This is a genomic window from Aeromonas sp. 11P (genome assembly GCF_051920165.1).
GTDB classification, from domain to species: domain Bacteria; phylum Pseudomonadota; class Gammaproteobacteria; order Enterobacterales; family Aeromonadaceae; genus Aeromonas; species Aeromonas veronii.
The window spans coordinates 3,464,975-3,491,513 of record NZ_JBQBDJ010000004.1 but is presented as its reverse complement, the minus strand read 5'-3'; the positions used below and the strand labels follow the sequence as shown (position 1 = coordinate 3,491,513).

28 protein-coding genes and 1 riboswitch are annotated in these 26,539 nt (G+C 61.4%); of the genes, 10 read left to right on the top strand and 18 right to left on the bottom strand.

The features are described 5' to 3' along the window. Positions 1 to 5: 5 nt before the first annotated feature. The gene (locus ACTG1P_RS16175) at positions 6 to 1,298 is read right to left on the bottom strand and encodes a ferredoxin reductase family protein (protein ID WP_440001705.1); all 1,293 of its coding nucleotides are present in this window, start codon (positions 1,296 to 1,298) and stop codon (positions 6 to 8) included. Positions 1,299 to 1,604: 306 nt separating this feature from the next. Here ACTG1P_RS16175 and ACTG1P_RS16170 point away from each other — a divergent pair, with 306 nt between their 5' ends. Further along, positions 1,605 to 1,841, top strand: coding sequence for a hypothetical protein (locus ACTG1P_RS16170; protein ID WP_139442957.1), 237 nt, complete (start codon positions 1,605 to 1,607; stop codon positions 1,839 to 1,841). Positions 1,842 to 1,921: 80 nt separating this feature from the next. Here ACTG1P_RS16170 and ACTG1P_RS16165 read toward each other — a convergent pair whose 3' ends face one another. Then, entirely contained in the window at positions 1,922 to 3,787 is a 1,866-nt protein-coding gene (locus ACTG1P_RS16165) for a M3 family metallopeptidase (protein WP_440001704.1), read from the bottom strand. 276 nt (positions 3,788 to 4,063) lie between these two features. On the opposite strand from ACTG1P_RS16165, the gene ACTG1P_RS16160 reads away from it, so the two are divergent. Both ACTG1P_RS16160 and gbpA read left to right on the top strand, forming a co-directional pair. Beyond that, positions 4,064 to 5,746, top strand: a complete 1,683-nt coding sequence (locus tag ACTG1P_RS16160) for a methyl-accepting chemotaxis protein (protein ID WP_440001703.1) — start codon at positions 4,064 to 4,066, stop codon at positions 5,744 to 5,746. Between the two features lie 264 nt (positions 5,747 to 6,010). Then, positions 6,011 to 6,096, top strand: a riboswitch (cyclic di-GMP riboswitch). 64 nt (positions 6,097 to 6,160) lie between these two features. Next, positions 6,161 to 7,582: an N-acetylglucosamine-binding protein GbpA gene (gene gbpA / locus ACTG1P_RS16155; RefSeq protein ID WP_440001702.1), complete on the top strand. Its 1,422-nt coding sequence runs from the start codon at positions 6,161 to 6,163 to the stop codon at positions 7,580 to 7,582. Between the two features lie 150 nt (positions 7,583 to 7,732). Here gbpA and ACTG1P_RS16150 read toward each other — a convergent pair whose 3' ends face one another. From ACTG1P_RS16150 to ACTG1P_RS16100, 11 genes are all read right to left on the bottom strand, one after another. Then, positions 7,733 to 8,569 carry a transporter substrate-binding domain-containing protein gene (locus ACTG1P_RS16150; RefSeq protein ID WP_040067363.1) on the bottom strand — a complete coding sequence of 279 codons (837 nt, stop codon included), beginning with the start codon at positions 8,567 to 8,569 and terminating at the stop codon, positions 7,733 to 7,735. Then, a complete protein-coding gene (locus tag ACTG1P_RS16145) occupies positions 8,566 to 9,327 on the bottom strand; it encodes an amino acid ABC transporter ATP-binding protein (RefSeq protein WP_440001701.1) in 762 nt (253 codons plus the stop codon). The genes ACTG1P_RS16150 and ACTG1P_RS16145 overlap by 4 nt, the downstream gene beginning before the upstream one ends. Continuing rightward, positions 9,324 to 9,986: an amino acid ABC transporter permease gene (locus ACTG1P_RS16140; protein ID WP_440001700.1), complete on the bottom strand. Its 663-nt coding sequence runs from the start codon at positions 9,984 to 9,986 to the stop codon at positions 9,324 to 9,326. The genes ACTG1P_RS16145 and ACTG1P_RS16140 overlap by 4 nt, the downstream gene beginning before the upstream one ends. A 92-nt stretch (positions 9,987 to 10,078) precedes the next feature. Beyond that, positions 10,079 to 10,744, bottom strand: a complete 666-nt coding sequence (locus tag ACTG1P_RS16135) for an amino acid ABC transporter permease (protein ID WP_043850026.1) — start codon at positions 10,742 to 10,744, stop codon at positions 10,079 to 10,081. Then, positions 10,741 to 11,952 (bottom strand): threonine synthase, encoded by a 1,212-nt coding sequence (locus ACTG1P_RS16130; protein WP_040096709.1) that lies wholly within the window; start codon positions 11,950 to 11,952, stop codon positions 10,741 to 10,743. Before ACTG1P_RS16130 ends, ACTG1P_RS16135 begins: the two co-directional genes overlap by 4 nt. Before the next feature lie 194 nt (positions 11,953 to 12,146). Further along, positions 12,147 to 13,094: an HTH-type transcriptional regulator Cbl gene (gene cbl, locus ACTG1P_RS16125; RefSeq protein WP_040096707.1), complete on the bottom strand. Its 948-nt coding sequence runs from the start codon at positions 13,092 to 13,094 to the stop codon at positions 12,147 to 12,149. 123 nt (positions 13,095 to 13,217) lie between these two features. Further along, positions 13,218 to 14,285: a sulfate/molybdate ABC transporter ATP-binding protein gene (locus tag ACTG1P_RS16120; RefSeq protein WP_042053281.1), complete on the bottom strand. Its 1,068-nt coding sequence runs from the start codon at positions 14,283 to 14,285 to the stop codon at positions 13,218 to 13,220. A gap of 23 nt (positions 14,286 to 14,308) precedes the next feature. After that, entirely contained in the window at positions 14,309 to 15,199 is an 891-nt protein-coding gene (cysW, locus tag ACTG1P_RS16115) for a sulfate ABC transporter permease subunit CysW (protein ID WP_440001699.1), read from the bottom strand. Further along, complete coding sequence (cysT, locus tag ACTG1P_RS16110) at positions 15,196 to 16,035, bottom strand: sulfate ABC transporter permease subunit CysT (RefSeq protein WP_040067348.1); 840 nt, start codon at positions 16,033 to 16,035, stop codon at positions 15,196 to 15,198. The genes cysW and cysT overlap by 4 nt, the downstream gene beginning before the upstream one ends. 271 nt (positions 16,036 to 16,306) lie before the next feature. Beyond that, positions 16,307 to 16,882: an RBBP9/YdeN family alpha/beta hydrolase gene (locus ACTG1P_RS16105; protein ID WP_058058574.1), complete on the bottom strand. Its 576-nt coding sequence runs from the start codon at positions 16,880 to 16,882 to the stop codon at positions 16,307 to 16,309. Between the two features lie 56 nt (positions 16,883 to 16,938). Next, the gene (locus ACTG1P_RS16100; protein WP_440001698.1) at positions 16,939 to 17,940 is read right to left on the bottom strand and encodes a sulfate ABC transporter substrate-binding protein; all 1,002 of its coding nucleotides are present in this window, start codon (positions 17,938 to 17,940) and stop codon (positions 16,939 to 16,941) included. 217 nt (positions 17,941 to 18,157) lie between these two features. Here ACTG1P_RS16100 and ACTG1P_RS16095 point away from each other — a divergent pair, with 217 nt between their 5' ends. The 4 genes from ACTG1P_RS16095 (at position 18,158) to ACTG1P_RS16080 (ending at position 20,773) form a co-directional block, all read left to right on the top strand. Further along, positions 18,158 to 19,420, top strand: coding sequence for an MgtC/SapB family protein (locus ACTG1P_RS16095; RefSeq protein WP_440001697.1), 1,263 nt, complete (start codon positions 18,158 to 18,160; stop codon positions 19,418 to 19,420). A gap of 86 nt (positions 19,421 to 19,506) precedes the next feature. Then, positions 19,507 to 20,097 carry a sugar O-acetyltransferase gene (locus ACTG1P_RS16090; protein WP_440001696.1) on the top strand — a complete coding sequence of 197 codons (591 nt, stop codon included), beginning with the start codon at positions 19,507 to 19,509 and terminating at the stop codon, positions 20,095 to 20,097. Beyond that, a complete protein-coding gene (locus ACTG1P_RS16085; RefSeq protein WP_440001695.1) occupies positions 20,094 to 20,432 on the top strand; it encodes a DUF1294 domain-containing protein in 339 nt (112 codons plus the stop codon). Before ACTG1P_RS16090 ends, ACTG1P_RS16085 begins: the two co-directional genes overlap by 4 nt. A 128-nt stretch (positions 20,433 to 20,560) precedes the next feature. Then, positions 20,561 to 20,773, top strand: coding sequence for a hypothetical protein (locus tag ACTG1P_RS16080; RefSeq protein WP_005348798.1), 213 nt, complete (start codon positions 20,561 to 20,563; stop codon positions 20,771 to 20,773). Positions 20,774 to 20,840: 67 nt separating this feature from the next. On the opposite strand, the gene yrfG is transcribed toward ACTG1P_RS16080, so the two are convergent. Then, the gene (yrfG, locus tag ACTG1P_RS16075; RefSeq protein ID WP_440001694.1) at positions 20,841 to 21,521 is read right to left on the bottom strand and encodes a GMP/IMP nucleotidase; all 681 of its coding nucleotides are present in this window, start codon (positions 21,519 to 21,521) and stop codon (positions 20,841 to 20,843) included. A gap of 144 nt (positions 21,522 to 21,665) precedes the next feature. On the opposite strand from yrfG, the gene nudE reads away from it, so the two are divergent. Continuing rightward, the gene (gene nudE / locus ACTG1P_RS16070; protein WP_206829812.1) at positions 21,666 to 22,274 is read left to right on the top strand and encodes an ADP compounds hydrolase NudE; all 609 of its coding nucleotides are present in this window, start codon (positions 21,666 to 21,668) and stop codon (positions 22,272 to 22,274) included. A gap of 37 nt (positions 22,275 to 22,311) precedes the next feature. After that, positions 22,312 to 23,124 (top strand): 3'(2'),5'-bisphosphate nucleotidase CysQ, encoded by an 813-nt coding sequence (gene cysQ / locus ACTG1P_RS16065; protein WP_108572546.1) that lies wholly within the window; start codon positions 22,312 to 22,314, stop codon positions 23,122 to 23,124. Here the strand turns inward: cysQ and ACTG1P_RS16060 are convergent. After that, positions 23,121 to 23,318: a hypothetical protein gene (locus tag ACTG1P_RS16060; protein ID WP_440001693.1), complete on the bottom strand. Its 198-nt coding sequence runs from the start codon at positions 23,316 to 23,318 to the stop codon at positions 23,121 to 23,123. The genes cysQ and ACTG1P_RS16060 overlap by 4 nt on opposite strands. Positions 23,319 to 23,561: 243 nt before the next feature. Between ACTG1P_RS16060 and ACTG1P_RS16055 the strand changes: the two genes are divergently transcribed. Next, positions 23,562 to 24,833 carry an aromatic amino acid transport family protein gene (locus tag ACTG1P_RS16055; protein WP_071913476.1) on the top strand — a complete coding sequence of 424 codons (1,272 nt, stop codon included), beginning with the start codon at positions 23,562 to 23,564 and terminating at the stop codon, positions 24,831 to 24,833. A 72-nt stretch (positions 24,834 to 24,905) separates the two neighbouring features. Here ACTG1P_RS16055 and ACTG1P_RS16050 read toward each other — a convergent pair whose 3' ends face one another. The 3 genes from ACTG1P_RS16050 to metJ all read right to left on the bottom strand — a co-directional run bounded on the left by ACTG1P_RS16050 (position 24,906) and on the right by metJ (position 26,416). Then, positions 24,906 to 25,244 (bottom strand): tRNA-binding protein, encoded by a 339-nt coding sequence (locus tag ACTG1P_RS16050; protein ID WP_108541080.1) that lies wholly within the window; start codon positions 25,242 to 25,244, stop codon positions 24,906 to 24,908. Between the two features lie 84 nt (positions 25,245 to 25,328). Continuing rightward, positions 25,329 to 26,051: a helix-turn-helix domain-containing protein gene (locus ACTG1P_RS16045; RefSeq protein WP_440001692.1), complete on the bottom strand. Its 723-nt coding sequence runs from the start codon at positions 26,049 to 26,051 to the stop codon at positions 25,329 to 25,331. Positions 26,052 to 26,092: 41 nt separating this feature from the next. Continuing rightward, on the bottom strand, positions 26,093 to 26,416 hold the full coding sequence (gene metJ / locus ACTG1P_RS16040; protein WP_005340251.1) for a met regulon transcriptional regulator MetJ: 324 nt from the start codon (positions 26,414 to 26,416) through the stop codon (positions 26,093 to 26,095). Positions 26,417 to 26,539: the final 123 nt, after the last annotated feature.

Here is a 26,539-nt window from a genome sequence, read left to right as displayed (position 1 = left end):
TGCGCTCAACGAAAGCGAAACAGCTCGCGATGCAGATGCCCGTCCGGCAACAGCCGGGTCAGGGCATCTGCCATCCTCTCCGGCCCGCAAAACCACACCTGCTCGGGCGCATCCTGCGCGATGCGAGCCAGTTCCAGCCGCCCGGCCACCTTGTCCAGATGCAGCTGATAGCGCACGCCGGTGCGATGACAGAGCTCGGCCAACCGTCGGTGGTAGACAGCCCCCGCCAGATCCGGCGCACACTGGATCAGGGTGATCCCCTCGCCCCGCTCGCCACGGGCAGCCAGTCCCTCTAGCCAGGCCACAAACGGCGTGATGCCGATCCCGGCCCCCAGCCAGAGGGCTCGGCCTCCTCTCTGCGGGGCGACAAAGGCACCATAGGGGCCGGTCACCACCACCTCATCCCCGACGCGCGCCTCTGCCACCAGCTGACGGGTATGATCCCCGAGCGCCCGCACCGCGATCACCAGCTGGCGCCGATCCGCCGACACCCGCACCAGGGTAAAGGGGTGCGGCCCCTCCTTGGTGTCAAACTCGAAAAAGGCAAACTGGCCCGGGCGATAATGGGCAAGCGGCCGCTCCAGCTGCATGGTCAGCTCGCTGGTGTGATCCGCCAACGCCCGCACCGCAATGACCCGGCCCGGATGGCGATCCCGTGCTCCCACTTGCCCCAGCAGGGAGTAGAGGGCGCCAATGGCACCTATCCCGCCAACCAGCCAGATTGATACCCCCACCGGGGTCATGGCCCCCACCTGAGGCAACAGGCAGAGCCCGTGTCCCCACCCCGCCAAATAGATGAGCGGCGCCAGCCGGTGGATCAGCCGAAAACGGCCATAACTCACCAGCGCCAACAAGCTCACCACCACCAGTGCGATCAGCAGATAGAAACTCCACTCACCCAGGGTATTGCCAAGGGCATGGAGCGAGATGCCATTACCTGCACCAGCCCCAGCACCGCTGGCCCCACGCCGCGCGGGACGACTCAGCCAACCCGCCGAGACCGCCCACTTGGGCGCCTCCACCAGCAGCCAGTGAACGGTCAGTGCCAATGCGCCGCCGATGGCCGTCTGACGGTGCAATCGCAACATCCGGTCCAGACCGCCACACCACACCTCCAGCCGCGGCAGACGCAACGCCAGCAACAGCGAAATGGCCATATAGGCCATCCCCAGCAGGCCCGTCAGCAGCAACATCTCATGGCGCCAGGGCCACACCCCGTTGGCATCCCCCGCATAACCGAGCCACCAGACCCCGACCGCCAGCAGCGGCAACAGCCACCACACCCGTTTACTCGTCATAACATGCTCCCTGGTTCCATCGTGGCAGGGCCTCACCCCTGCTCATGGTTCCATTACAACCCCGTCCGGTCACAAGACTTTGCCAGAGGGGGAAGCTTGTGTGGCAATTTGTGACAAACGGAAACAAAAGAGGGGCCGACTGGCCCCTCGTGATCACCCTTGTTGGCTCGCCCCTCTTCACAGGAGATGGCGCACAATCCACCTCTGCCGTGATTGACGACCTGCCAGCAGAAGGAATCAAATGGGGATGTTACATATCTGCGGCGGAAAACCTGCCGCCCACTCTTCTGGACAAGGAGATCCCCCTTGCTTTCATCCACCGAACAACGCGTCTGCCCGAGTTGTCAGCGCGAAACCAACCATGTCGTGGTACTGGTCGACAAATCCTTTGGCCAGCAGCTGACACCGGCGCAAAAGCGCAAAGCTTTTATCAAGGACTTCATTACCGGCTGGGCCGCCGGCCCCTTTCTGGCCAACATGGATCGCTTTGAACGCCACGCCATCTGTGAAAATTGCGGAAATAAAGTCATTGATGAATCGTGAATAATGAAAAAAAGAATGGCAGGAAGGTCGCCCCTCCTGCCAATTGCCTATTCATATCAAGCCTGCCTTCATCACATCACTTACTGCACGCAGCTCAGCGCCTCTCTGACATCTCCAGCAAAGTAGCACCGGGTAATCCACGCCTCGAAATCTGCCAGCATGCGGGTTTCCGACTCGCTGTTGTCGGCAATAAGCTCGGCGCCGTGTACCACCCGGATATGGGCATCGAGCGGGCTTCCCTCACCCGCCGCGGGGCGCTGCTGCGCGGCGGCCATGCAGGCTTGCGCCTGTTGCCACGCGTCGGCGGCGTTCAGGTTACACGCTTCGGCCAGCGGCACTGCGCTGAATCCCTCGCCAGTCAGGCTGCGCAGGGTCTCATCATGAGTCATGCCGTTGCCCGGCCCCCAGTAGTGGGCAGCCAGATCCGGCCCGATGCGCGGGTTGTCGGTGAGGTAGCCATCACGCTTGAGGAAGTAGGCGCGGGTTTGCTCCACCGCCATCAGCGCCAGCAGGTAGCCGTGATAGGCACAGGCCGACTCCTGATTAAGGAGGTGCGGAATGGCCAGCAGCGGGCGCGGGCTCTCGACACCGAGGATCTTGCGCTCCCACTTGCGGGCCAGCGCCAACACTGCCTCGGGAGTGCGTTCGGCCTCATCCATGGCGTAGAGATCCCGTTCGAAGTAGGCCACCAGCGCGAGCTGGCGCTCGTTCAAGGCACGAAACGGCTGACGCGCTTCGATCATCTCCTTGATGAGGGCATCAGGAACAGCCTCTCCCGCCGCATTTCTGGCGTAGCGCTTGAGCCAGTCGGCATCGTCCAGCAGGCTGTCGCAGAACATCGACTGGGTCTCGGCATAAGCCATGGAGGTAGGCGGAAACTCCTGTGAGAAGCAGGGGGCGTTGCCGGTGACATTGGCAAAGTGTGCGGCGTGGCCCCCCTCGTGGAACAGGGTGTTGAGGCCACTCCAGCCGCTGCCCACCTGCGCCGGATCGGCCAGGCTGGTGAAATTGACCACCGCCGGCACCCACTCCCCCTGCTGGAAGAAGCTCGGTACCGGGCCGTGGCAGAAGCCGTTCTCGTATTTCCCCTCCCGGGTCAGCAAGTCCAGCGTCAGAGTCGCCCCGCGATACTGGATGCCGAGCCGACGGAAACTCTCAACCCAATCCCGCAACGCCCGTGAGAAGGGCACGTAAGGATCGAGCTGGCGGGTGACGTCGCCGCTCACGCTGTAACGCAGGTTGTGGGGCAGCAGGGCCGCCTCCCCCTTGGCAACCTTCAGCTCTTCCAGACTCTGCTGCAACCGAGCGTCGGTGCGGGCGATAAAGTCGTCGAGGATGGCGAACAGCTGCTCCGGGCTCATCTGCTCGTTCTTGCGCACCTTGTAGTCGAAGTAATTGCGATAGCCCATGGCGCGGGCAAAGCGGTTACGGATCGCCACCACCTCGAGAAAACCGTTGCCGACCACCCACTGCTCCAGGGTGCGGAACATGGCGAGCGCGCTCTGGCGCACCGCCACGTTCGGGCTGGCAGCAAGGGAGGTGCTGGCGGCGGGCAGGCTGCCAGCCACCTGCTGGCCCTGCTCATCCAGCAGGGTCAGTTTCAGCCCTTTGCGGCGGGCGAACAGCTCAGCCTCGGCAGCCACCAGCTCATCCATCAGGGCAGCCGCAGCGGGATCTTCAATCACATTGCACTCGAAGAAGGCGATCCAGCCTTGCAGACCACGCTTGAGATCATCCTCGTCGGCTTGGGCTAGCATTTCCCGCAATGCGGGCAGACGGGCCGGATTGGCACAAAAGGCCTTATAGGCCTGCTCGGCCACGGTGAAACCGGCCTGATCATCGCTGGTGCCCATATAGGTGGACCAGAAGAGATCCTCCTTGCGCCTGTGTACCTGCAGGTAGTCGGCGTTGAGCTGGTTGAAGTAATTCCTGGCAATGGAACTCATAAATTCCCTCTTGTTATGGGGTCACCCGCAGCGGGGCCCACTCCTTTTTTTGATGAAATGCCAAACCATTCACACTCTTTGGCAAAAATTGCGCAGGGATGCGCATCAACACGCTACCAAAAAGTGGGGGTTGCTGTCTGCTGACTATACTGATGTTAAAACGCTCATTTGAGAAAGGTCGGCAAGAGACTGAAAGTAAATGAGTTGTTAACTTTTACGAGCTGGCTGCCGCGGTACAGAGCCACATAAGATCAACAGGGAAACGAGGATTTAGTCATGTTCAAGCTCGGTGATATCACCGTGAGCCGCAAATTGATTTTGCTGCTCACGCTGGCGTTTGTCGGTTTTGTCTCGCTGCTGCTTATCTCGGCCAACGCGCTCCAGCGCAATCTGATGAGCGAGCGAGAGGCCCGGCTCAATGCGGTGCTGGGCCAGACCATGAGCCAGATCCAGTTTCTGGCCAGTACCCTGCCAGCAGAGCAGGCCCAGCAGGAGGCGCGCAAGCTGCTGACCAACACCCGCTTTGATGGCAACAACTACCTGTTTGTCATCGACGAAAACCGCAAGATGCTGGTTCACCCCATCCGGCCCGAACTGGTCGGCCAGACCATGGGAGAAGGGACGGGTGCCACCGCAGGACAGTTCTGGCAACAGATGGTCGATATCGCCCGCAGTGGCAAGCAAGGTACCCTGCAATATGTCTGGACCGGCCCATCGGGCGAAACCGCCGACAAGCTCTCCATGGTATCCGGCTATCAGCCCTGGGGCTGGATCCTCGGTTCCGGCATGCTACTGCAAGATATTCAGCAGACCATCTGGGCCCAGTACATGAAGATGGGGACCGCCACCGCCATCGTTATCCTGCTGATGGGGTTGCTGGGCTGGCGCATCACCCACTCCATCGTCTCCCCCCTCAGCCAGATCAACAACGCCATGCAACGGGTCGCCAAGGGGGATCTGGTGGTAAGCATCCCGGTACAGGGCAAGGATGAGCTGGGAGTGGTCGCCCGCTGCACCAACCAGAGCCTCGATGCGATCCGTCACGCCCTGCTGGAAGCCAGCCAGGGGGCCCGCAACGTGGCGGATGCCGCCCTGCGCATCGCAGCCTCTGCCGAGCAGACCAATCAGGCGGTCACCAGCCAGCGGGATCAGCTGGCCCAGCTCGCTACCGCCATGAACGAGATGAGCGCCACCATCTCCGATGTGGCAGGGCACGCCGAAAATACCGCGCGGGATACCCAAGAAGCGACCGGAGAAGCCGGGCTCGGTAACCGCGACGTTCATGCCAGCGTGCACGGCATCAAGGCACTGGCCACCGAGGTGGAGCAGGCCACCCAGCAGGTCAACCAGCTTAAAGAGGGAGTGATGCAGATCAGCGAAGTGACCGCCGTCATCAGCGCCATTTCGGAGCAGACCAACCTGCTGGCCCTCAACGCCGCCATCGAGGCAGCACGGGCTGGCGAGCAAGGCCGCGGTTTTGCCGTGGTGGCCGACGAGGTACGCCAGCTGGCCAGCCGGACTCGCCAGTCTACCGAAGAGATCCAAAGCACCATTGCCCAGCTGCAGCAACGGGCCGTCACCGCCGCCAATGCCATGGATACCAGCCGCAAACTGGCGGAGAGCAGCGTCAACCAGTCCCAGCAGGCGGGCCAGGATCTCACCCTGATCGTCAACCATATCCAGCATGTAAGCGACATGGCGACCCAGATCGCTACCGCCGCCGAGCAGCAGAGCATGGTGGCCGAGGATATGAACCGCAACGTCAGCGGCATCAACGACTCGGCGCTGGAGATGTCCCAGTCCGCCTCGCAACTGGCGCAGGAGAGCGAGCTGCTGGCCGGTCTTTCCCGCAGTCTGGATGAGCGGCTTGCAGTGTTCAAACTGGGCAAGGAGTCCTCCACTGCGCCGATGATGGCTCCCGTATCTCCCCCCTCCGGAGAGCAGCGCGCCCGCCATTGATGGCGTCAATCCGTGTCGCATTGTCACTCGACCTGCCAGCTCTGCTGGCAGGTTTTTTTACGCCAACAACACGCAATCAGCATGCACCTTATCGGCATATTCAACGATATTAAGCACAATTCAGGATGAAGAGAGTGATTTGAAAACAGTTGGTTAGATTGATTTTCGCGCCATTGAATGGCGAATTTAAACATTTAACTTCAAATAATTAATCAATGCGGTGCACAATGCCGATGGCCGAACATTTGGCCCATCAGTAACTATCTAGTCATTTGGCAAACTGACCGAAAGGTCGGGACGCAAAGCCTCCGGTCTACAGACGTTTTGTCCAGGATAGCGGGGTTGCCACACGCAAGTGTGCATCGGGGATCTCCCCGGCCAACTGACGCCCACATCTATCGAACAGAGGAATGTATGGCAGCAAAAATCCAACTCAATCACATTGCGGCGGTGCTGGCCCTGCTGGTCAGCGGCAGCGCCCTGGCTCATGGCTACATCAGCCAGCCAGAGAGCCGCAACTACCTGTGCAAGACCGGCGGCAACAGCCAGTGTGGCGGTGTGCAGTGGGAGCCCCAGAGCGTGGAGGGCCCATCAGGCTTCCCGCAAAGCGGCCCGCAGGATGGCCAAATCGCCTCGGCGGGCAGCCCGCGCTGGAGCGAGCTGAACATCCAGACCAGCGACCGCTGGACCAAGCGTGAAGTACAGCCCGGCCCCTTCGCCATCAGCTGGACCTTCACTGCCAACCACGTCACCCGCAACTGGCGCTACTACCTCACCAAGCAGGAGTGGAACCCCAACCAGCCGCTCACCCGCGCCTCGTTCGACCTGACCCCATTCTGCGTCATCGACGGCAACATGGTGCAGCCGCCCAAGCAGGTGACCCACAACTGTGTCCTGCCGGAGCGCACCGGTTATCAAGTGATCCTCGGCGTGTGGGAAGTGGGCGACACCAGCAACAGCTTCTACAACATCATCGACGCCAAGTTCAAAGATGGCAGCCAGCCGCCGCTGGAGTGGAGCCAGGCAGGCACCATCTACCCCTCCATCGATCTCGCGGTGGGTGACAAGGCGATGACCCGGGTATTCGATGCCAACGGCGAGCGCCCCGATCTGCAGACCGTGCTGACCATCACCACCGCCGAGCAGGGCCAGAAGAACAGCTGGGCTCATGCCCTCGCCAGCAAGATCAACGCCGAGCAGAGCCTGATCCGCGCCGGTCAGCAAGGAGCCGATGGCCAGTTCAATCCGATCTACGGTATGAACCCCGTCTATCTGCATCGAGACAGCAAACTGGATCGAGTCGAGATTGACCTGCAACAGCTGCAGCCGCCGGTAGTGGACAGCATCAGCGTCAGCGGTCTGGCCAGCGACTATGTGCTGGACAACGGCAAGGCAACCCTCGATTTCACCGTCACCGCACAGGGCGATCTGGCCGTCACCAACACCCTCTATGACCACGGCGGCGTCGCCAAGGGTGAAAGCAGTGCTGACATCAAGGACAGCAGCCACACCTTTACCATGGCGCTGGAAGGGCTCAAGGCTGGTCACCACCAGCTGGTGATCAAGGCCACTCCGAAAGCGGGCGGCGAGACCATCCAGCAGACCATGGATCTGATGTTCAAGGAGCAGAGCAGCGGCGAATACGACTTCGTCTTCCCGAACTCGCTCAAATCCTATGCCGCCGGCACCAAGGTGCAGCAGCCGAAAAATGGCAAGGTCTATCAGTGCAAGCCCTTCCCCTACAGCGGCTACTGCCAGCAGTGGACCACCACAGCCACCCAGTACGAGCCGGGCATCGGCTCCCACTGGCAGATGGCGTGGGATGAAGTGCACTAACCCACGCTTGGGCACATAAAAAAGGGCGTCCTCTCTAGCAGGGGACGCCCGGAAAAATCAAACCTTGCGGTTTGCATACCAACGGAACCAAGACCTCACTCTTCACTTACTTCACACACTCAACACACTCTTCAAAACAGGGTTTGTCCATTAACCCTGCCATTTTCCTCCTTCGACAATCACATCATTCGGGTCGGTATCAGGGCTCAGCTTGTCACGCACATACTGGTCATAGAGTTTCAGCAGGTACTTCTCCTCACCCAGCTTGGCGAGACGATCGTTGACCCAGTCACGCAGCTCGATATTGCCCTTCTTCACCGCCGGGGCGATGGGATCTTCCGAGCCCAGTTTTTCGGGCAGTACCCGATAGCCCGGATTCTCCTTGGCCCAGCTGAACAGCACCAGATTGTCCTGGGCGTAGGCATCGCCACGGCCCTGGGCCAGCGCCTGCAGGGATTCGGTGTTCTTCTCGAACTTGAGCACCTTCCACTCTGGGTGGTTGCGGGTCAGCCAGATGTCGGCCGTGGTGCCGGTGGTCACGATCAGGGTCTTGCTGGCCAGATCGTCGAGCTTCTTGGCCGGACTCCCTTCCGGCACCAGCACCTGTACCGCCACTCGCAGGTTCGGGTTGGTGAAATCCACCACCTCGCGCCGCTCCGGCGTCACCGTCATATTGGCGAGGATCAGATCCACCTTGTCGCTCTGCAGGAAGGGGATGCGACTGGCTGGCTCCACCGCCACGAACTCGATCTTGTTCTCGTCCCCCAGCAGATCCTTGGCGAAGCGGCGGCCGAGATCGGTGTCAAAACCGACGTAGTTCCCCTTCTCGTCCACGTAGCCAAAAGGCGGCTTGTCGGTGAAGACACCGACGATGAGCTTGTCCCGCGCCTTGATCTTGTCGAGGGAACCGTCCGCCGCATGGGCAGCGCCACTGGCGATACCCAGTCCCAATAAGGCACTAAGCAGAACCGAGGTGATTTTTTTCATGCTGACTCCTTTCGTTTGATGACATTTGTATAAGAAAACTTGGCGAGGAACTGGCGCGCACGCTGGCTCCTGGGATTGTCGAAAAATTGGTGGGGGGCGGCCTGCTCCAGAATGTGGCCGCCATCCATGAAGACGATGCGATCCGCCACCGCCCGGGCGAAGGCCAGCTCGTGAGTGACGATAAGCAGGGTCATGCCGCTGCCGGCGAGATCGCGGATCACCTCCAGCACCTCCTGCACCATCTCGGGGTCGAGGGCGGCGGTTACCTCGTCAAACAGCATCACCTGCGGGTTCATGCACAGCGCCCGCACGATGGCTATGCGCTGCTGCTGGCCGCCGGAAAGCTGGCGCGGATAGTCATGGCGCCGCTCCCACAGGCCGATGCGGGTCAGCAGCGGCTCGGCTTGCAGCAGCGCCTCTGCCCGCTCCCGCTTTTGCACCTGAAGGGGGCCAAGCAGCACGTTTTCCAGCACCGTCAGGTTGGGGAAGAGGTGATAGCTCTGGAACACCATGCCGATCCGCTGGCGCACTCGTTGCCAGTCGGTGGCACCATCCAGCAGCACACCATCGAAGCGGATCTCGCCCCCCTGAATGGGCTCGAGCCCGTTGAGAGTGCGCAGCAGTGTGCTCTTGCCGCAGCCGCTTGGCCCCAGGATGACGATCACCTCCCCGGCGCGCACGCTGAGGCTGATCCGATCCAGCACCAGATTCGGGCCGAACTGTTTACTGACAGAACCGAGTTCAAGCAGAGGTGTCATACCGCATTACCCCATTGTTGCTCCAGCCGGCGCGAGGCGAGCGAGAGCGGATAGCAGACCAGAAAAAAGAACAGAAACAGCAGACCGTAAATAAGCAGCGAGCCATAGGTGCGCTCGATGATCTGCTGGCCCACCTTGATCACCTCCACCACCCCGATCAGCACCGCCAGCGAACTGGTCTTGATGATGCGGGTGTAGATGTTGATGGTCGGCGGCGTCAGCCGCTGCAACGCCTGTGGCAGCAACACATGGCGATAGATCTGCCAGGTCGAGAGCCCGAGCGCCAAGCCGGCCTCCTGCTGACCACGGGCGAGGGAGTTGAGGCCACCGCGCACCACCTCTCCCACCTCGCTGGCGCCCCAGAGGGCGAGTACCAGCACGGCGCACCAGAAGGCCGGAATATCGAGGCCGAAAAAGATCGGCAACCCGAAGAAAAAGAGATAGAGCCACACCAGCACCGGCACCACCCGAAACAGCTCGAGATAAAGCCGCAGCAGCCCCCGCACCAACCGGCCGCCCTGTTGTGCCAACACGCCGTAAGCGACACCGCCGAGGGTGGCAAGCAGGATGGCCAGCAGCGAGATAGCGAGGGTCTGACCCGCACCCACCGCCAACAGTGGCAGCGCCTGCGTCAGCTGCTCAGAGATCGAACTGGCCATATTGAGCCCTCCTTTCCTGCGCCTCGGTGGCGAATGACTGCGGCAGCTGGAAGATAAGTGCCCACATCGGGATCCTCGCCTGCATTAATGATTCAGTGACCGAACTGACCATGTTGCAGCCTCCTTTCAACGACGCGCAGAGCGAGGGAGAGCGGCAGGAAGATCAGCACGCACATCAATGTCAGCACCGCCAGCATCTCGTAGGTCTTGTAGTAGAGGGCGATGTAATTCTTGGTGGTGTAGAGCAGCTCTGGCACCGCCACCGCCGAAGCCACCGTCGTCTCCTTGAGCAGGAAGATGAAGTTGGCAAACAGCGCGGGCAGGCTGGCGAGCCAGGCCTGGGGCAACTGCACGTGGCGCAGCAGTTGCCAGCGAGAAAGCCCGATAGCCCTGCCAGCCTCCAGCTGACTGGCGGGCACCGCCTGAATGCCTGCACGCAGGGCCTCGGTCAGATAACCACCGCCAAGGAAGGTCATGGCAATCACCGCGGTGGTAAACCCGGAGAGCGACAAGCCGAGCGCAGGCAGGCCGAAATAGAGGAAGAAGAGCTGGATAAGCAGCGGCGTGTTGCGGGCCAGCTCGACATACCCGCGGATCAGGGCGCTGAGCGGCCGCTTGTGCAGGCTCAGCAGGGCGACGTTGAGCAGGGCGACCGCCAGCGAAGTGAGGATCACTATGGTTCCCAGCTGCAAGGTGACCCAGACCGCCTTGCCGAAGGCGGGCAGCGTTGTGACGATAAAGGGCAGATCCAGATTCATGCCGGGATCCTCCCGTCACGCTGCAGACGCTGGGGCAGCACAGTGATCGCATCCGGGTACTTGATGCCGGTACCGGTATTGAGCACCACGACCTGCTCTCCCCCACGGATCCAGCCAGCCTCGCGCAGTTGACGAGCAGCAGCAAACGCGGCGGCCCCCTCAGGGCAGACAAAACTGCCTTCGCGAGAGGCAAGCTGGCGGATCTCGCTCTGGATGGCCTTGTCATCCACCGCGATGGCGCAACCCTCGGTGCGATAGAGGGCGTCCAGCACCAGAAAATCCCCCAGTGCCTTGGGTACATTGATGCCGAACGCCAGCGTTTGGGAGTCGGGCCAGAAGCTCGATTCGGTGGCTCTCTGTTGCCACGCCTGCACAATGGGCGCGCAGCCACTTGCCTGTACCGCGACCAGTCTGGGCAACGCGCCCTTGACCCAGCCCAGCTCCTGCAGCTCGCGCAGCGCCTTGTAGATACCGATGAGGCCGACCCCGCCACCGGTCGGATAGATGATCACATCCGGCAGGGTCCAGCCCAGCTGTTCGGCAATCTCCAGCCCCATGGTCTTCTTGCCCTCAATCCGGTAGGGCTCCTTCAGGGTTGAGGCGTCAAACAGGGATTGCTCCGCTACCGCCTGCGCCACCTGACGACCGGCGTCGCTGATAAGGCCATCCACCAGATATAGACGGGAACCGGCGAGAGAGGTCTCCAGTCGAGTGATGGCGGGGGCTGCCTGCGGCATAACGATGGTGCTGCGCAGTCCGGCACGGGCACCGTAGAGCGCCCATGCAGCGCCTGCGTTGCCGTTGGTCGGCATGGCGAAGTGAGTGACGCCGAGTTCACGCGCGCGGGAAATGCCCACCGCTGCACCACGAGCCTTGAAAGATCCGGTGGGGATGACGCTCTCATCCTTCATCCAGAGATCCGGAATACCGATCTGCTTGCCCAGCGTAGGCAGCCGTAGCAGTGGGGTGAATCCCTCCCCCAGCGTCACAACGTGGGCGGGATCCCGTACCGGCAGCAACTCGTGATAACGCCACAGGCTGGCCGGGCGCCCCAGCAATGCCGCCGGGTGCCATGCTCGCTTCAGCGCATCGAGATCGTAGCTGGCCAGCAGTGGCGCACCTGCCCGGCTCAGTTGCCAGGGCTGGTCAGCCTCATGGATCTCGCCACTCTTGCTGCAACGCAGATGTGATAGGTAGCTATACGGCATGCTTTATCCTGAATGGATCGACTTTGGTCAGTCACTTATTCCATCCTGCAACCCAAGTACCGGATAACAAACAAAATTAACTGGCAAACCTAAGTGAAAAAATTCATATGAAGCCGTCTGTTTTCGCTGGCAATCTCATCTGCCAGCAATAAAGAAAGGGAGCCATTGGCTCCCCTTCTGTCATCTCTTCCGATTCAAATCTGGAAGTCGAGGGCGGGCTCGCTGCCCATGGCGCGGGCCTGAATATCCGCCAGCGCCAGCTCGGGGTTGCAGAGCTGGATAAACTGCCAGGCAAAGTTGTGCTGGAACTGCCCCTGCTTGAGGCCAATCCAGGCGGTGTGGGGAGCAAACAGATGGCTGCCATCGAGCTGCACCAGCCCCTGATCGCGCTGGGTGTCGAACGCCATGTCGGCCAGTATGCCGACCCCCATCTCCAGCTCGACATAGGTCTTGATGACATCGGAGTCCTGCGCCGTCAACAGGATCTGCGGCTCGATACCAGCCGCAGCAAAGGCTTCATCCACCCGTACCCGCCCGGTCAACCCGGCTTGATAGGTGACGATAGGCCAGTTGGCCAGCGCCGCCAACGTCAGATCCCGCTCACCTGCCAGCGGATGTTGCTCGGGCACCACGATATTGTGGTGCCAGCGGTAGTAGGGAAATGCCACCACCCCTTCGCTCTTGTCGAGCTGCTCGCTGCTGATGCCGATATCCACCTCGCCGGTCTGCACCAGCCGCACAATCTCCTCCGGGCTGCCCTGACGCAGCTCCAGCTGTACCAGCGGAAACTGCTCGCGAAACGCCTTCACCACCCGCGGCAGGGCATAGCGGGCCTGGGTATGGGTGGTCGCCACCAGCAAGCGGCCCGAGTCGCGGTTGGCAAAGGTACTGGCCAGTTTGCGGATGTTGTTGGCGTCATTGAGAATGCGCTCGGCAATCACCAGCAGCTCCTTGCCAGGCTCGGTCATACCGAGCAGCCGCTTGCCGTAGCGGATAAAGAGCTCGATACCGAGCTCCTCTTCCAGCTCGCGGATATGGCGACTCACCCCGGATTGCGAGGTAAATAGGGCGTTGGCCACCTCGGTCAGGTTGTAATCCCGCCGCGCTGCCTCCCGGATAATTCGTAACTGCTGAAAATTCACCTTGTCGCCTCCTGCGAAGAGTGGACGACACAATCTGCTCGCCCCTCTCATTTTTGTTATTTGGCCGGATCATGCCCCGGCAGAGCGCCTGAACCGGGCGGCCACACCACCCGCAACACAGCATCAAATCTGATAGTCGGGATAGAACTGCGCCTGTCTGGCCACCAGCTTCACCCCCTGACCCGGGGCAAACAGCTTGGCCGCCTCCTTGGTCAGCTCCGCCTCATAGTGAGCCCCTTTGGTCTCACCGTCACCGCGCAGCTCCACCCGAATGCGCGGCCCCATGGGCAGCAGGCGGGTAATGGTGGCGCGGATCCCGCCCGGCGCATCGGCTGGCAAGATCTCCAGTTCATGGGGACGGACATAGGCGATGGCGGCACTGCCGTGGGCCAGATGAGAAGCCGACGGCCCGCCGAGCAGCTGCTCGCCGACACCGAATCCCTGCTCCGCCACCCGACCGCGGAACTGATTCACGCTGCCAAGGAAGCTGTGGACGAAGGAGCTGGCGGGCTGGTCGTAGACCTCGGCCGGGGTGCCGATCTGCTCGACCCGTCCGGCGTTCATCAGCACCACCCGATCCGCCACCTCCAGCGCCTCTTCCTGGTCGTGAGTCACGAACAGACTGGTGACGTGCAGTTCGTCGTGCAGCTCGCGCAGCCAGCGGCGCAGCTCCTTGCGCACCTGCGCATCGAGGGCACCGAAGGGCTCGTCCAAGAGCAGTACCTTGGGCTGCACCGCCAGCGCGCGGGCCAGCGCAACCCGCTGACGCTGACCGCCGGAGAGCTGGGTCGGATAACGCTCGGCCACATGGCTGAGCTGCACCAGATCCAGCAGCTCCTTGACCCGGGCGCGAATAGCCGCCTCGGCCGGGCGCTCACTGCGCGGTTTGACCCGCAGGCCAAACGCCACGTTCTCGAACACCGTCATATGGCGAAACAGGGCGTAGTGCTGGAACACGAAGCCGACGTTACGCTCTCGCACATGCAGATCCGAGGCGTCCTCACCGCGGATGATGACGCTGCCACTGTCGGCCTGCTCCAGCCCGGCGATGATCCGCAGCAACGTGGTCTTACCGCAACCGGAGGGGCCGAGCAACGCCACCAGCTCACCGTCGTGAAAGTCGAGGTTGATGTCTGCCAGCGCCGCGTACTGATTGAAATGCTTGTTGAGTTGTTGAACCTGAATGCTCATGGCTGCCTCTTTAAAACGGTGATTCAGTGAGATTTGGTGGGCTGTGCACGCAGCCGGGCCAACAGGGTTTCCCCCAGCAGGGTGAAGATCCCGAACAGAGCCAAGAGGCTTGCCACCGCAAAGGCGGCGCCGGTCTGGTACTCGTTGTAGAGGATCTCGATATGCAGCGGCAGGGTATTGGTCTGGCCGCGAATATGACCGGAAACCACCGACACGGCGCCAAACTCCCCGACCGCGCGGGCAGTACAGAGCAGCAGGCCATACATCAGGCTCCAGCGAATGCCGGGCAGGGTGACGCGCCAGAACATCTGCAGACCGCTCGCCCCCAGCATGATGGCCGCCTCCTCCTCTTCCGGGCCGCGCGCCTCCATCTGGGGCAGCAGCTCGCGCACCACGAAGGGCACGGTAATGAAGGTGGTGGCCAGAATGATCCCCTGCGTCGCGAAGATGATCTTGATGTCGTGCTCGCTCAGCCAGTCGCCAAACCAGCCGCGGCTGCCAAACAGCAGCACCAGCATCAGACCGGCGATCACCGGCGACACCGAGAACGGCAGATCGATGATGGTGATGAGCAGCTGCCGACCAGGGAAGCGGAAGCGGGCGATAGCCCAGGCCGCCGCAATCCCGAACAGCAGATTGAGTGGAACCGCACAGAGGGTCACCAACGCGGTGAGACCGAGGGCGCTCAAGGCATCCGGCTCGCTGATGGCGTGCCAGAAGAAGGCGAGCCCCTGCGTCAGCGCCTGAATAAAGACGGTGGCCAACGGCAGCAGCAACAGGGCGGCAAACCAGCCCAAACCGACCGTGATGAGCAGCCACTTGACCCACTGGGGTTCACGGATCACGACCGGTGCCTTGCGAGCGGGGGTCGCCTCCACAGAGGCCGCCTCAATGGCGATAGCAGATGAACTCATATCCGGCTCCCTCCGATGCGAGACCAGCTCCAGGCCTGCAACTTGTTGATTAGCAGTAACAAAATGAACGAAATCAGCAGCATCACCACGGCGATGGCGGAGGCACCTGCGTAGTCATACTCTTCCAGGTGGCTCATGATCATCAGCGGCGCGATTTCCGAGACCATTGGCAGGTTGCCGGCGATGAAGATGACGGAGCCGTACTCCCCCACCCCACGGGCAAACGCCAGCGCAAAACCGGTGAGCAGGGCAGGCACCAGGGTCGGCCAGAGCACCCGCAGAAAGGTCTGCCAGCGATCGGCGCCGAGGCTGGCGGCCGCCTCCTCTTGCTCGGTTTCAGCCTCCCGCAGCACCGGCTGCAGGGTACGCACCACAAACGGCAATCCGATAAAGGTGAGTGCGATGACCACCCCGATAGGGTTGTAGGCGAGCTGAATGCCGAGCGGCGCCAGCAACTGGCCGATCCAGCCGTTGGGGGCGAAGATGGCGCACAGGGCGATGCCGGAAACGGCGGTCGGCATGGCAAATGGCAGGTCGATCAGCGCATCCACCAGACGACGACCGGGGAAGGTGTAACGCACCAGGATCCAGGCCAGGATCAGGCCAAACAGGCTGTTGAGCAGCGCCGCGACAAAGGCCGCACCGAAGCTCAGGCGAAAGGAGGCGAGCACCCGGGGTGAACCGATCACCTGCCAGAACTCGGCGGCGGTCAGGTTGTTGATCGCAAACAGCACCAGGGCCGAGAGCGGCAACAGCACCAGCAGGCCCAGATAGAGCAGGCTGAACCCCAAGGTGGGGCCAAAACCGGGCAGGACAGAATAAGAACCAAATCGCATAACACATCCATCTGTTATGAAGAATTTTCGATATGGTGATTCTGCTCACTCCCCTCATCGGCAACAAACACCATTTGCGACTTTGCTAATTACTTTTTTATCTAACAACGGTGGGACAAGGCTTTTAGAGCGATCCAAATAAAAAAAGGTCTTTTATATAAATAAAAGACCTAAGAAATGGAGCAATACGGAGCGGAGCATTCAAAGAACGGGGGCATGGAGTAGCCAGCGAACAGCGCGCTCGCCAACCCTCCAACCACTTCACAGATACCTAGCGAAAGCCCAGTACGACCGGCCGGGGCGATGCGGTCTTGACCGGTGCCACTACCAGCTCACCACGGCGGTAGAGTGCCCCCAGCAAATGCAGCCCCTGATGCCAGTCCCCATGACCTGACTGGGCATTGATATGGCCCGCCTCACCGGCATCGAACAGCGGCACCTGCCACTGACGGCTCCAGTATTCGGCGCGTTCAAAGCTCATCCAGGGATCATTGCGGCTGGCCACCAGCTGGGCCGACACCTGCAGCGGCCCGGCCAAGGCCTCATCCGCAATGCCAAAACGGGCGGGATCGGCGGGCGCCACCAGAAAGATCGAGGCCACCTTCTCCGGCTGCAAGCGGGCCGCCGCGATGGCGGTCAGGGCGCCGAAAGAGTGGGCCACCAGATGGACCCGGCTGCGGCGACGTTTCAGCTTGCTCGCCAGCTTGGCACTCCAGACCCTGAGGTCCGGCTTGTCCCACGGTAGCCCGGTCATCCGCTGCCATTGGGGAAAATGATCGTGCCAGCGGCTCTGCCAGTGATCCGGCCCACTGTTGTGCAGACCGGGAACCAGGAGGATCTTGTTCATCTTGGTGCTCCTATCGGCTGGCACAGGGGCCAGTTCAGTGATGGATAACGAAGCTATCAACGACCCGGCTGATAGATCTGGTCAAACAGACCGCCCTGGGCGAAGTGTTTCTTCTGGACTTTCTCCCAATCCCCTTCCAGATCCTTGACGGTAAAGAAGGCAAGCTGCGGGAACTGGGCTGCCGTCTCCTTCAGGATCGCCGGGTTGCTGGGGCGATAGTGATGTTTGGCGACGATATGCTGCCCCTCGTCAGAGTAGAGATAATCGAGATAGGCCTTGGCCACAGCTTCGGTACCGTGCTTCTTGGCCACCTTGTCCACCACCGCGACTGGCGGCTCTGCCAGAATGGAGACCGAAGGCACCACCAGCTCGAACTTGTCGCTGGCACCCGCCTGACCAAGCACCAGCAGGGCTTCGTTCTCCCACGCCAGCAGCACGTCACCGAGACCACGCTCGGTAAAGCTGGTGGTGGCACCGCGAGCGCCTGAGTCCAGCACCTTCACGTTCTTGAATAGATCGCCAACAAACTGCTTGGCCCCCTCTTCACTGCCGCTCTTCTTCAGGGCATAGCCCCAGGCGGCCAGATAGTTCCAGCGAGCCCCGCCGGAAGTCTTGGGGTTGGGAGTCACGATGGCCACATCCTTGCGCACCAGATCATCCCAATCCTTGATCTGCTTGGGATTGCCCTTGCGCACCAGGAAGACGATGGTGGAGGTATAGGGCGAGGCGTTGTTGCCGAGGCGACTCTGCCAGTCGGCAGCGGTCAGCCCCGCCTTGGCGATGGCGTTGACATCGTAGGCCAGCGCCAGCGATACCACGTCGGCTTCCAGCCCATCCACCACGGCGCGGGCCTGTTTGCCGGAGCCACCGTGAGACTGGCTCACCACCACGTCGTCACCGGTCTTCGCCTTCCACTCCTTGGCAAAGGCGGCGTTGTACTCCTGAAACAGCTCGCGGGTCGGATCGTAAGAGACGTTGAGCAGGCGGATCTCGGCGGCATTGGCCTGGCCAAATGCCAGCAGGGAGAGCAGGGTCAGGGCGGTCATTCGCAGTTTCATGGTGATTCTCCATATCTTGTTGGGTTGAGGACAGCATGCCGTGGAGTTGTTATACCCAGAAGAAAGAAATAACTCTTTGCTTATCTCTTTTGCTCATATCAACTCAGCCACCCGCACCGGGAGACGGACGCAGACTCTGTGAGCCATGCCCCTCTGGCCCCTTGCTCGCTGTGCCATCATGGGAACAAGGCAGACAGATGACGAAAAGGAAGTCGTTATGTGGATCAATGGAGAGCCCGTCAATGGCGCCCTGGTCTCGCTGGCCATCGGCCTCATCATCGGACTGGAGCGGGGCTGGCAGGTGCGCCAACTGGGGGATAACCAGCGCATCGCCGGGATGCGTACCTACGGCCTTATCGGCCTGCTCGGCGGGGTGTGCGGTTTGCTGCTGCCCACCCTGGGCCCCTGGCTGCCGCTGCTCGGCCTGCTGGCGGTGGTGATCGGCTGCGGCCTCTCGGTCTGGCTGGCCCAGCGCTGGCAGGGGGAGTTTGGCCTCACCAGCTCGGTAGCCATGCTGCTCACCTATTTGCTGGGGCTGATGTCGGTGCTGCTGAGCCCGAGCGAGGCGGTCGCCTGCGCCGTGCTGGCGGCCCTGCTGATGGGGCTCAAGGGCAAGATCCAGCAGGGGATGCTGTTTCTCAGCGAAACCGAATTTCACGCCACCCTGCGCTTTTTGCTCATCTCGCTGGTGCTGCTGCCGGTACTGCCCAACGAAGAGATGGGGCCCCTCGATGCCTTCAACCCCTTCAAGATCTGGCTGATGGTGGTGGTGATCGCCGGCATCTCGTTCTGCGGCCACTTCGCGGTACGCCTGCTCGGCACCCGCGCCGGGCTGGTGCTCACCAGCATACTGGCGGGATTGGCCTCCTCCACCGCTCTCACCCTGCAGTTCGCTCGCCTCAACAAGGAGCAGGGCGGGCTGGAGCGGCTGCTGGCTACCGGCATCCTGCTGGCGGGGGCCACCATGTGGCTACGGCTGCTGGTACTGGTGCTGCTCATTCACAGCGAACTGGCGATGCGCCTCGTCGCCCCCCTGTTGCTGCTGGCCACCACTGTCTACGGCTTCGCGTTCTGGTTCTGGCGTCAGCGCGAAGAGCTGACCGACGGCCCGGTGCAGCCGGAAACCAGCAACCCGCTCGATCTGGCCACCGCCATCAAGTTCGGCCTACTGCTGGCGTTGATCGGCTTTATGGCAACTCTGCTGCAAGACAAGGTGGGCAACTCCGGGGTCTATCTGCTGTCGCTGGTGTCGGGGATCACCGATGTGGACGCCATCACGCTGTCGCTCTCCCAGCTTTCCCACAAGGAGCTGGCGCTGGAGGTGGCGGCCCGCGGAATCCTGCTAGCCGGGCTGGTCAACTCGCTGGTGAAGGGGTTGCTGGCCCTTGGCATCGGCGGCCGCCGGCTGGGACTGCGGGTGCTGCTCCCTTACTTCGTCTCGGCCCTGCTGATCCTGCCCCTCGTCTGGCCCGCAGGTTGACGGGGATCACCTGCAACAAGTGACAGACTGACGGCGCCCCTGACAGTCACGTATACTGCCTGCTCTTGCAGCATGAGGAGGTAGTAATGGCGAGCGACTGGGACAAGGTACTGTCAGGCGGGGCACTGGATAGCCAGAGCGAGGAGATAGCCAACGACCGGATCCGCGGTCAGGCGCTGCTGGCCCGGCTCAATGGTTCATCGGCGGGCGATGGCCCTCTGCGCCAGCAGATCTGCCGCGAGCTCTTTGGCCACTGCCCGCACTCCTGCTGGATCAGCACGCCGTTTACCTGCGAATTTGGCCGCAACATCCATATCGGCGAGAAGACCTTCTTCAACTTCAACGTCACCATTCTCGACGTGGGCGAAGTGCACATCGGCAGCCATGTGCTGCTGGCCCCCAACGTGCAGATCTATACCGCCACCCACACCATGAACTATCTGGAGCGACGTAACTGGACCGCTTACAACAAACCGGTGCGGATCGGTGACGACTGCTGGATTGGCGGCGGCGCCATCATCTGCCCCGGCGTCACCATAGGGCCGCGCTCCATCATTGGCGCAGGCGCCGTGGTCACCCGCGACATCCCGGCCGACTCAGTGGCGGTGGGCAATCCGGCCAGGGTGATCCGTACCCTCAAGCAGGATGAGGAGCGCTGCTGGGAGCTGGCCCAATGATGTCGCTGGCACTGCTGCCACTGGGCGCCGCCCTCTGGCTCGGCCTCGGCGAGCAACAGTGGTGGCCGCTGGCCGTGTTGCTCACCATGAGCCTGCTGACGCTGGCGGCCTACGCCTGGGACAAGCGGCAGGCAGTGCGCGGTGAGTGGCGCATTCCCGAATCGAGGCTCCATCTGCTGGAGCTGTGCGGCGGCTGGCCGGGCGCCTTGGTGGCCCGCCAGTGGTTGCGTCACAAGACCCAGAAGCGCAGCTACCGGCTGGTCTTCTGGTTTATCGTGCTGCTGCACCTCACCCTGTGGGCACTCTGGCTTGGCCGCCCTCTCTGGCAGCAATAGCCAACTGCATCACAAAGGGACAATAGGCCCCATTGCGGCCGCCCGGCGGCTGTGAGAAAACAGAGCAGATCTCATCAGCGTTTTCGCCGTTTATGACGACTGTATTTATAACGACAAGGAGTCGTGACATGACCATGTGGACAGGCATAGTCCTGATCGTATTTATCAGCGTATTGTTCGGATACCTCGGCAAGCGGGCTCGCTACCAGATGGGGGATGCCCGTATCACCGACCGCCTCGGCAAGCAGGATCTGGTCATTCGGGAGCTGCAAGAGCGGGTCGCCAATCTGGAGGCGATCGTCATCGAAGAGGAGAAGCGGCGCCCGTTCCGGGAGCTGTGATGTTCCACCGCCAGATTTCATATACAGAGAGGGCTGCATGATGCAGCCCTCTCTCGTTTCAGCAGATTCAGATTGCCAGCGGCAGCAACTCCGCATAGTCGCGGATCGCCGGAAAAGCGGTGATGCTCTGCTCCGGCTTGCAGCTGTCCGGATTCTGGATCGCCAGCTGATAGCCGATGCCATAATCAGCGGCGGCTCGCAGGATCCGCTCGCTGTCATCCACAAACAGGGTGCGGGCCGGATCGAACGCCAGCCGCTGTGCCAGCGCCTGCCAGCACTGCTGGCTCTCCTTCGACCAGCCCAGCTCGTGGGTACTCACCATCAGATCCAGATGCTCGCTCAGTCCCAGCTGCGCATCCTTCACCGACAGGCTGGCGGGATGAGCGTTGGTGAAAAGCACCAGCTGCTTGCCCGCGGCGCGCAGCTCGGCCAGAAAGGGGATGGCATGGGGACGCCACTGGATCTTCGCCAGCAGCTCCTGCTTGAGGGCGCGAATATCGAGCCCCAGGGTCTCGCTCCAGTAATCCACGCAGTACCAGTTGAGGGTGCCGTTGACGGCGTGATAGTGGACATCGATCTGCGCTTTGGCTTCATCCAGCGACAGACCGAGCCGCTCGGCGTAACGCTCCGGCACCAGCTGCTGCCAGAGGTGGTTGTCAAAATGCAGATCGATCAGGGTGCCATCCATATCGAGCAAGACGGTATCTATCTGGTGCCATGGCAAGGTGGTGGAGCGGGAGTGTGGCATCGGGCCTCTTGATCGCGGATCTCGGAAAACGGGGCGGCAGTATAACGGATTTTTCCTCCCCCTTTGCCATCCCTGGCCCGTGGTGTTCGGTGTGAGAGTCGTTTACTCTTGAAGCACGATTTTTTAACGAGCAGCCAGCGTCCGATGAGCGACCACCACAAGAGCAAACCCGAGCACATCTCTGCCGACCAACTGGATCACCCCAAGAGCAAGCCGGAGATCCTCAAGGCCGACATCGTGGCCGAGAGCCGACTGTTCAAGGTGGAATCGCTACACCTCAAATTCTCCAATGGCGAAGAGCGGGTCTACGAGCGGATGCGCGGCGGCAACCGGGGCGCCGTCATGGTGGTGCCGCTGTTCGATGCCCACACCCTGCTGCTGGTGCGCGAGTATGCCGCCGGCACCCACTCCTACGAGCTGGGCTTTCCCAAAGGGCTGATCGACCCGGGCGAAGATGCCTTCGAGGCGGGTAACCGGGAGTTGATGGAAGAGGCGGGCTTTGGCGCCAACAGCCTGACCCTGCTCAAACAGGTGTCGCTGGCGCCCGGTTACTTCTCCAGTCGGATGGACATTTTACTGGCGCGGGATCTCTTCCCCGAGCAGCGGATCGGCGATGAACCCGAACCGCTGGAAGTGATCCCCTGGCCGCTGAACCGGATCGACGAATTGCTGGCGCGACCCGACTTCACCGAGTCGCGCAGCATCAGTGCCCTGCTCTTGGCCCAAAAGTGGCTGGCGGAGCAGGCAGAGTAGCCCGCAGACGGGCAGTTAACAGACAGAGGATAACGAGATGCAGGAGTTGTTGGCCTGGGTGCCGGGGGTCAAGGAGATTGCCCGCGAAGCCGGAAGGATCCTTCACGACATCTATCACGGCGGTCAGTTCGAGCGTCAGCTGAAGGAGGATGCGACCCCGGTCACCAGTGCCGATCTTGCTGCCGATGCCTACCTCAAGCAGGCGCTCTCGGCGCTCACACCCCACGTTCCCGTGCTGACCGAAGAGGCGGCCGACATCCCCTTCAGCCAGCGATCCAACTGGCGGCAGTACTGGCTGGTGGATCCCCTCGACGGCACCGGCGAATTTATCGCGGGCAGCGGCGACTTTGCCACCCTGATCGCCCTGGTGCGGGACAATGTGCCGGTGCTCGGGGTCATCTACGCTCCCGAGTCCAACGTGCTCTACTGGGCGGTGCGCGGCTACGGCGCCTTCAAGGAGGTGAATGGCGAGGTACTGCCCATCAGCGCCATGCATCACGAGCATGACCAGCCCGACTCGCTGGTGGTGGCTATCAGCCGTCGCCAGAAGCTGGAGAAGCTCACCCGCCGCCTCAACCCGGCCATCAACTACGAGCTGATCCCGCTTGGTTCCAGCTCCCTCAAATCCTGTCTGGTGGCGGAAGGGGCAGCCGATTGCTACGTGCGGCTCGGCCCCACCGGCGAGTGGGATACCGCCGCCGCCCAGTGCATCGTCGAGGCAGCCGGTGGCCGCATCCTCAGCCTGGCGTTGCAGCCACTCAGTTACAACGAAACCGAATCGCTGGAGAACCCTGACTTTATCGTGATGGGAGATCCGGATCTCGCCTGGGGTAGCATTCTGGCCCACTAGGCGAGTAGCAATATCATCACACCAGACAAGCAGGCGGCCCGATGGCCGCCTGCTTTTTCAGGGAAGTTGCCCCGGGTGATGGCCGGTGTGATCAGCTGGTCAAGGCGCTCTTGAACAGCGTGATACGCTGGCAAAGCGGCATAATGATAGTGAAACATCACAATCGGTCGGCGAGAAATGGTGCGATTTTTCACGTAATCCTGAAAACACCTGATTAGCCAAAATAAAAAAATGATAGTAGATCAAATTTTGGTTTTATATTTCACAAAAATCACAAATATCAGTTTTGTTCAATTCTGTGAACCAGATTCCATTCCCAATCTCGCTGGCTAAACCCCGCAATGGCAGTGATATGTTTCAGTCTCGCTTTTTGAGAATTAAATCCCGATAAACCACAATGAACTCAGATTAAAACACTAACAAAAAGTGAATTAGTAATGAGTTTATCTGTAGAGGCTACCAAGGAGCTATCCGGTTCCTGCTCCACCACTGCCAGCACCACCCGCTGGCGCCGTCACGACACCCACTGGGTCATCAGTCTGTTTGGCACCGCCGTTGGCGCCGGTATCCTGTTCCTGCCCATCAATCTGGGTCTGGGCGGGATCTGGCCTCTCGTCATCGTCGCGGTACTGGCAGGCCCCATGACCTTCCTGGCCCACCGCGGGCTGGCGCGCTTCGTGCTCTCCTCGTCACGCCCCCATGCCGACTTCACCGAAGTGGCGGAGGAGCATTTCGGCAAGATGGCCGGTCGCCTCATCTCGGCGCTCTACTTCCTCTCCATCTTCCCGATCCTGCTCATCTACGGGGTCGGGCTGACCAACACGGTGGAGAGCTTTATGGTCAACCAGCTCGGCATGGCGACCCCGGATCGGGTGATGCTCTCCGGCGTGCTGGTGTTTGCCATGATCGCCGTGATGCTGGCGGGTGAGAAAGCGATGCTGCGCGCCTTCGCCTTTATGGTCTATCCGCTGGCGGCCATTCTGGCGGCGCTCTCCTGCTACCTCATTCCCCAGTGGCAGTGGCCGGAAGTGACCGCGTTTGAAGGGGTAAGCTTCCTCAATACCGTCTGGCTGGCGCTGCCGGTCACCGTGTTCGCCTTCAGCCACGCCGCAGCCATCTCCGGCTTTGCCAACGTGCAGCGCCGTGAATATGGCGAGCAGGCGGAAGCCAAGAGCGGCCTGATCCTGCGCAACACCACAGTAATGCTGGTGGGCTTCGTGCTGTTCTTCGTCTTCTCCTGCGTGCTGAGCCTCTCGCCAGCCCAGCTGGCTGAAGCCAAGGCCCAGAACGTCTCTGTGCTCTCCTATCTCGCCAACATCACCGACAACCCGGTGATCGTGACTCTGGGGCCGCTTATTGCCTTTATCGCCATCAGCTCCTCCTTCCTCGGCCACTTCCTCGGTGCCCGCGAAAGCCTGAAAAGCCTGATCGCCAAGCCCACCGGCCTGCCGCTGGCCAAGGCAGACAAAGTCGGTATCGCCCTGATGTTCTTCTCTATCTGGGGTGCCGCTGTCATCAACCCGGGCATTCTGGGGCTGATGGAGACCCTCTCCGGCCCGGTCATCGCCATGATCCTGTTCATCATGCCGGTGATTGCCATCTACAAGGTGGAGGCGCTGGCCCGCTTCCGTCACGGCTGGACCAACGGCTTCATCCTGCTGACCGGTTCGCTGGCGGTATCGGCGCTGATCTTCAGCCTGTTGAAGTAACGACTCGCAGCAGAAAACAAAAAAGAGAGGCGACCCCGGGGTCGCCTCTCTTGTCTCTGTTCGGGAGTGAGCTCAGCCCAGCTTGGCGCCGTTCTCCACCGCCTGCTCGGGAATGGCCATCACTACAGCGCCATCCGGCCGGTAGAAACCGGTCAGTAGAAACTCCGACTGAAACGGCCCTATCTGTTTGGTCGGGAAGTTGACTACAGCGATGATCTGGCGGCCCACCAGCTGCTCTGGCTGGTAGAGGGCGGTGATCTGGGCGCTGCTCTTGCGAACCCCCAGTTCAGGGCCAAAATCCGCCCACACCTTGTAGGCCGGTTTACGCGCCTCGGGGAACGGCTCGACCCGCACCAGGGTGCCCACCCTCAGCTCCACCATCTCGAAATCCTGCCAGCTAATCGTCTCCATTTCGGCTCCTGTTTATCGTGCACCTTGCATAACCCGCAGCATGACCCAAAGAGAGCATCCCGTCTTCGGCGATCAGCCGTTTCGTTACGGCAGGCGGCCGTTTTGCTGGCGCCAGAGGGACGGAGTGAGCCCGGTCTCGGCCAGGAAGCGCTCGCCGAAGGCCCCCTGATTCTGGTAACCGCAGCGGCTGGCAATCTCGCCAACGGGCAGTTGCGTGCCGGCAAGCAGGGTACGCGCCAGCGCCATGCGTCGACTGCGAATGTAGTGGGAGACGCTCACCCCCAACTGCTGGCGAAAGGCGAGCTTGAATTGGCTCTGGCCAAGACAGGCGATGGCGGCGAGTTGCTGATTGGTCAGCGGGGAGGCAAGGTTGGCCTCGATATGGCGTTGCACCTTGAGGATGCGAGCGGCAAGACGCGGGGTGGCAGTGCTCTGCATCCCCTGCCCTTCAGCCAGCAGGGAGAGCCACACCTGCTCCATGCCCGCCACCTGCCGCCCCTCGGCCACCATGCGGTGCAGAAAAGCGAGGTAGTGGCGCTGGGGCTCATCCAGCTCGATAAAGGGGCGGGCCGCCAGATCGCCGGGCAGCCAGTCGCTCTCCTGCACCAGAAACGAAAGCGCGGGATCGGCAGCGTAGTCGTGCCGCTCGCCGGGAGCGATGACGCTGGCAGAACCGGGGGCAAGCCTGCGCCCCCGACCCTGCACCTCGATCTCGAGGGGGCCGTCGAGGGGGATCACCAGCTGGGCAAAGTCGTGACTATGGCTGCAAACGTGGTGGTGATAGTGGCGCAGGCTGAAGCGGGACATGACAGATAGCAATGACGCGGCCAGGGCCGCGTCATTGGGGGTTATTCCTTGTCGAAATCTTCGATCTCTTTGCCCAGCGCTTCCATGATGGCGCGCGCTTCGGCCGGGACACTGTCCGGTTGATCCTTGCGCAAGTCTTCGTCGCAAGGAAGCGGCTGGCCGGTGAAAGCGTGCAGGAAGGCTTCACAGAGCAGCTCGCTGTTGGTCGCATGACGCAGGTTGTTCACCTGACGGCGGGTGCGCTCATCGGTCAACACTTTCAACACCTTGAGCGGGATCGAGACGGTAATCTTCTTGACCTGTTCGCTCTTCTTACCGTGTTCCGCGTAGGGGCTGACGTAGTCGCCGTTCCACTCTGTTCCCATGACTCACCTGTTCTCATTTAGCCGTGAGCGCGGATTTTAACCCTTAAGGAAATTAATGGCAATCCAACAGCAAAGCCATTTAGACGTCTGGAAGTGTTGACGGCTTTTTTAAGCTGGCGTAGT

Bases quoted from the DNA above. Each gene is read 5' to 3' on its own strand.
- ACTG1P_RS16175 (WP_440001705.1), bottom strand. From the start codon at position 1,298: ATGACGAGTAAACGGGTGTGGTGGCTGTTGCCGCTGCTGGCGGTCGGG.
- ACTG1P_RS16130 (WP_040096709.1), bottom strand. From the start codon at position 11,952: ATGCCGTATAGCTACCTATCACATCTGCGTTGCAGCAAGAGTGGCGAG.
- ACTG1P_RS16135 (WP_043850026.1), bottom strand. From the start codon at position 10,744: ATGAATCTGGATCTGCCCTTTATCGTCACAACGCTGCCCGCCTTCGGC.
- ACTG1P_RS16145 (WP_440001701.1), bottom strand. From the start codon at position 9,327: ATGACACCTCTGCTTGAACTCGGTTCTGTCAGTAAACAGTTCGGCCCG.
- ACTG1P_RS16045 (WP_440001692.1), bottom strand. From the start codon at position 26,051: ATGTCCCGCTTCAGCCTGCGCCACTATCACCACCACGTTTGCAGCCAT.
- cysQ (WP_108572546.1), top strand. From the start codon at position 22,312: ATGCAGGAGTTGTTGGCCTGGGTGCCGGGGGTCAAGGAGATTGCCCGC.
- ACTG1P_RS16095 (WP_440001697.1), top strand. From the start codon at position 18,158: ATGTGGATCAATGGAGAGCCCGTCAATGGCGCCCTGGTCTCGCTGGCC.
- ACTG1P_RS16120 (WP_042053281.1), bottom strand. From the start codon at position 14,285: ATGAGCATTCAGGTTCAACAACTCAACAAGCATTTCAATCAGTACGCG.
- ACTG1P_RS16050 (WP_108541080.1), bottom strand. From the start codon at position 25,244: ATGGAGACGATTAGCTGGCAGGATTTCGAGATGGTGGAGCTGAGGGTG.
- ACTG1P_RS16105 (WP_058058574.1), bottom strand. From the start codon at position 16,882: ATGAACAAGATCCTCCTGGTTCCCGGTCTGCACAACAGTGGGCCGGAT.
- ACTG1P_RS16165 (WP_440001704.1), bottom strand. From the start codon at position 3,787: ATGAGTTCCATTGCCAGGAATTACTTCAACCAGCTCAACGCCGACTAC.
- metJ (WP_005340251.1), bottom strand. From the start codon at position 26,416: ATGGGAACAGAGTGGAACGGCGACTACGTCAGCCCCTACGCGGAACAC.
- cysT (WP_040067348.1), bottom strand. From the start codon at position 16,035: ATGCGATTTGGTTCTTATTCTGTCCTGCCCGGTTTTGGCCCCACCTTG.
- ACTG1P_RS16080 (WP_005348798.1), top strand. From the start codon at position 20,561: ATGACCATGTGGACAGGCATAGTCCTGATCGTATTTATCAGCGTATTG.
- cysW (WP_440001699.1), bottom strand. From the start codon at position 15,199: ATGAGTTCATCTGCTATCGCCATTGAGGCGGCCTCTGTGGAGGCGACC.
- ACTG1P_RS16140 (WP_440001700.1), bottom strand. From the start codon at position 9,986: ATGGCCAGTTCGATCTCTGAGCAGCTGACGCAGGCGCTGCCACTGTTG.
- yrfG (WP_440001694.1), bottom strand. From the start codon at position 21,521: ATGCCACACTCCCGCTCCACCACCTTGCCATGGCACCAGATAGATACC.
- ACTG1P_RS16150 (WP_040067363.1), bottom strand. From the start codon at position 8,569: ATGAAAAAAATCACCTCGGTTCTGCTTAGTGCCTTATTGGGACTGGGT.
- nudE (WP_206829812.1), top strand. From the start codon at position 21,666: ATGAGCGACCACCACAAGAGCAAACCCGAGCACATCTCTGCCGACCAA.
- ACTG1P_RS16100 (WP_440001698.1), bottom strand. From the start codon at position 17,940: ATGAAACTGCGAATGACCGCCCTGACCCTGCTCTCCCTGCTGGCATTT.
- ACTG1P_RS16160 (WP_440001703.1), top strand. From the start codon at position 4,064: ATGTTCAAGCTCGGTGATATCACCGTGAGCCGCAAATTGATTTTGCTG.
- ACTG1P_RS16090 (WP_440001696.1), top strand. From the start codon at position 19,507: ATGGCGAGCGACTGGGACAAGGTACTGTCAGGCGGGGCACTGGATAGC.
- ACTG1P_RS16085 (WP_440001695.1), top strand. From the start codon at position 20,094: ATGATGTCGCTGGCACTGCTGCCACTGGGCGCCGCCCTCTGGCTCGGC.
- ACTG1P_RS16055 (WP_071913476.1), top strand. From the start codon at position 23,562: ATGAGTTTATCTGTAGAGGCTACCAAGGAGCTATCCGGTTCCTGCTCC.
- gbpA (WP_440001702.1), top strand. From the start codon at position 6,161: ATGGCAGCAAAAATCCAACTCAATCACATTGCGGCGGTGCTGGCCCTG.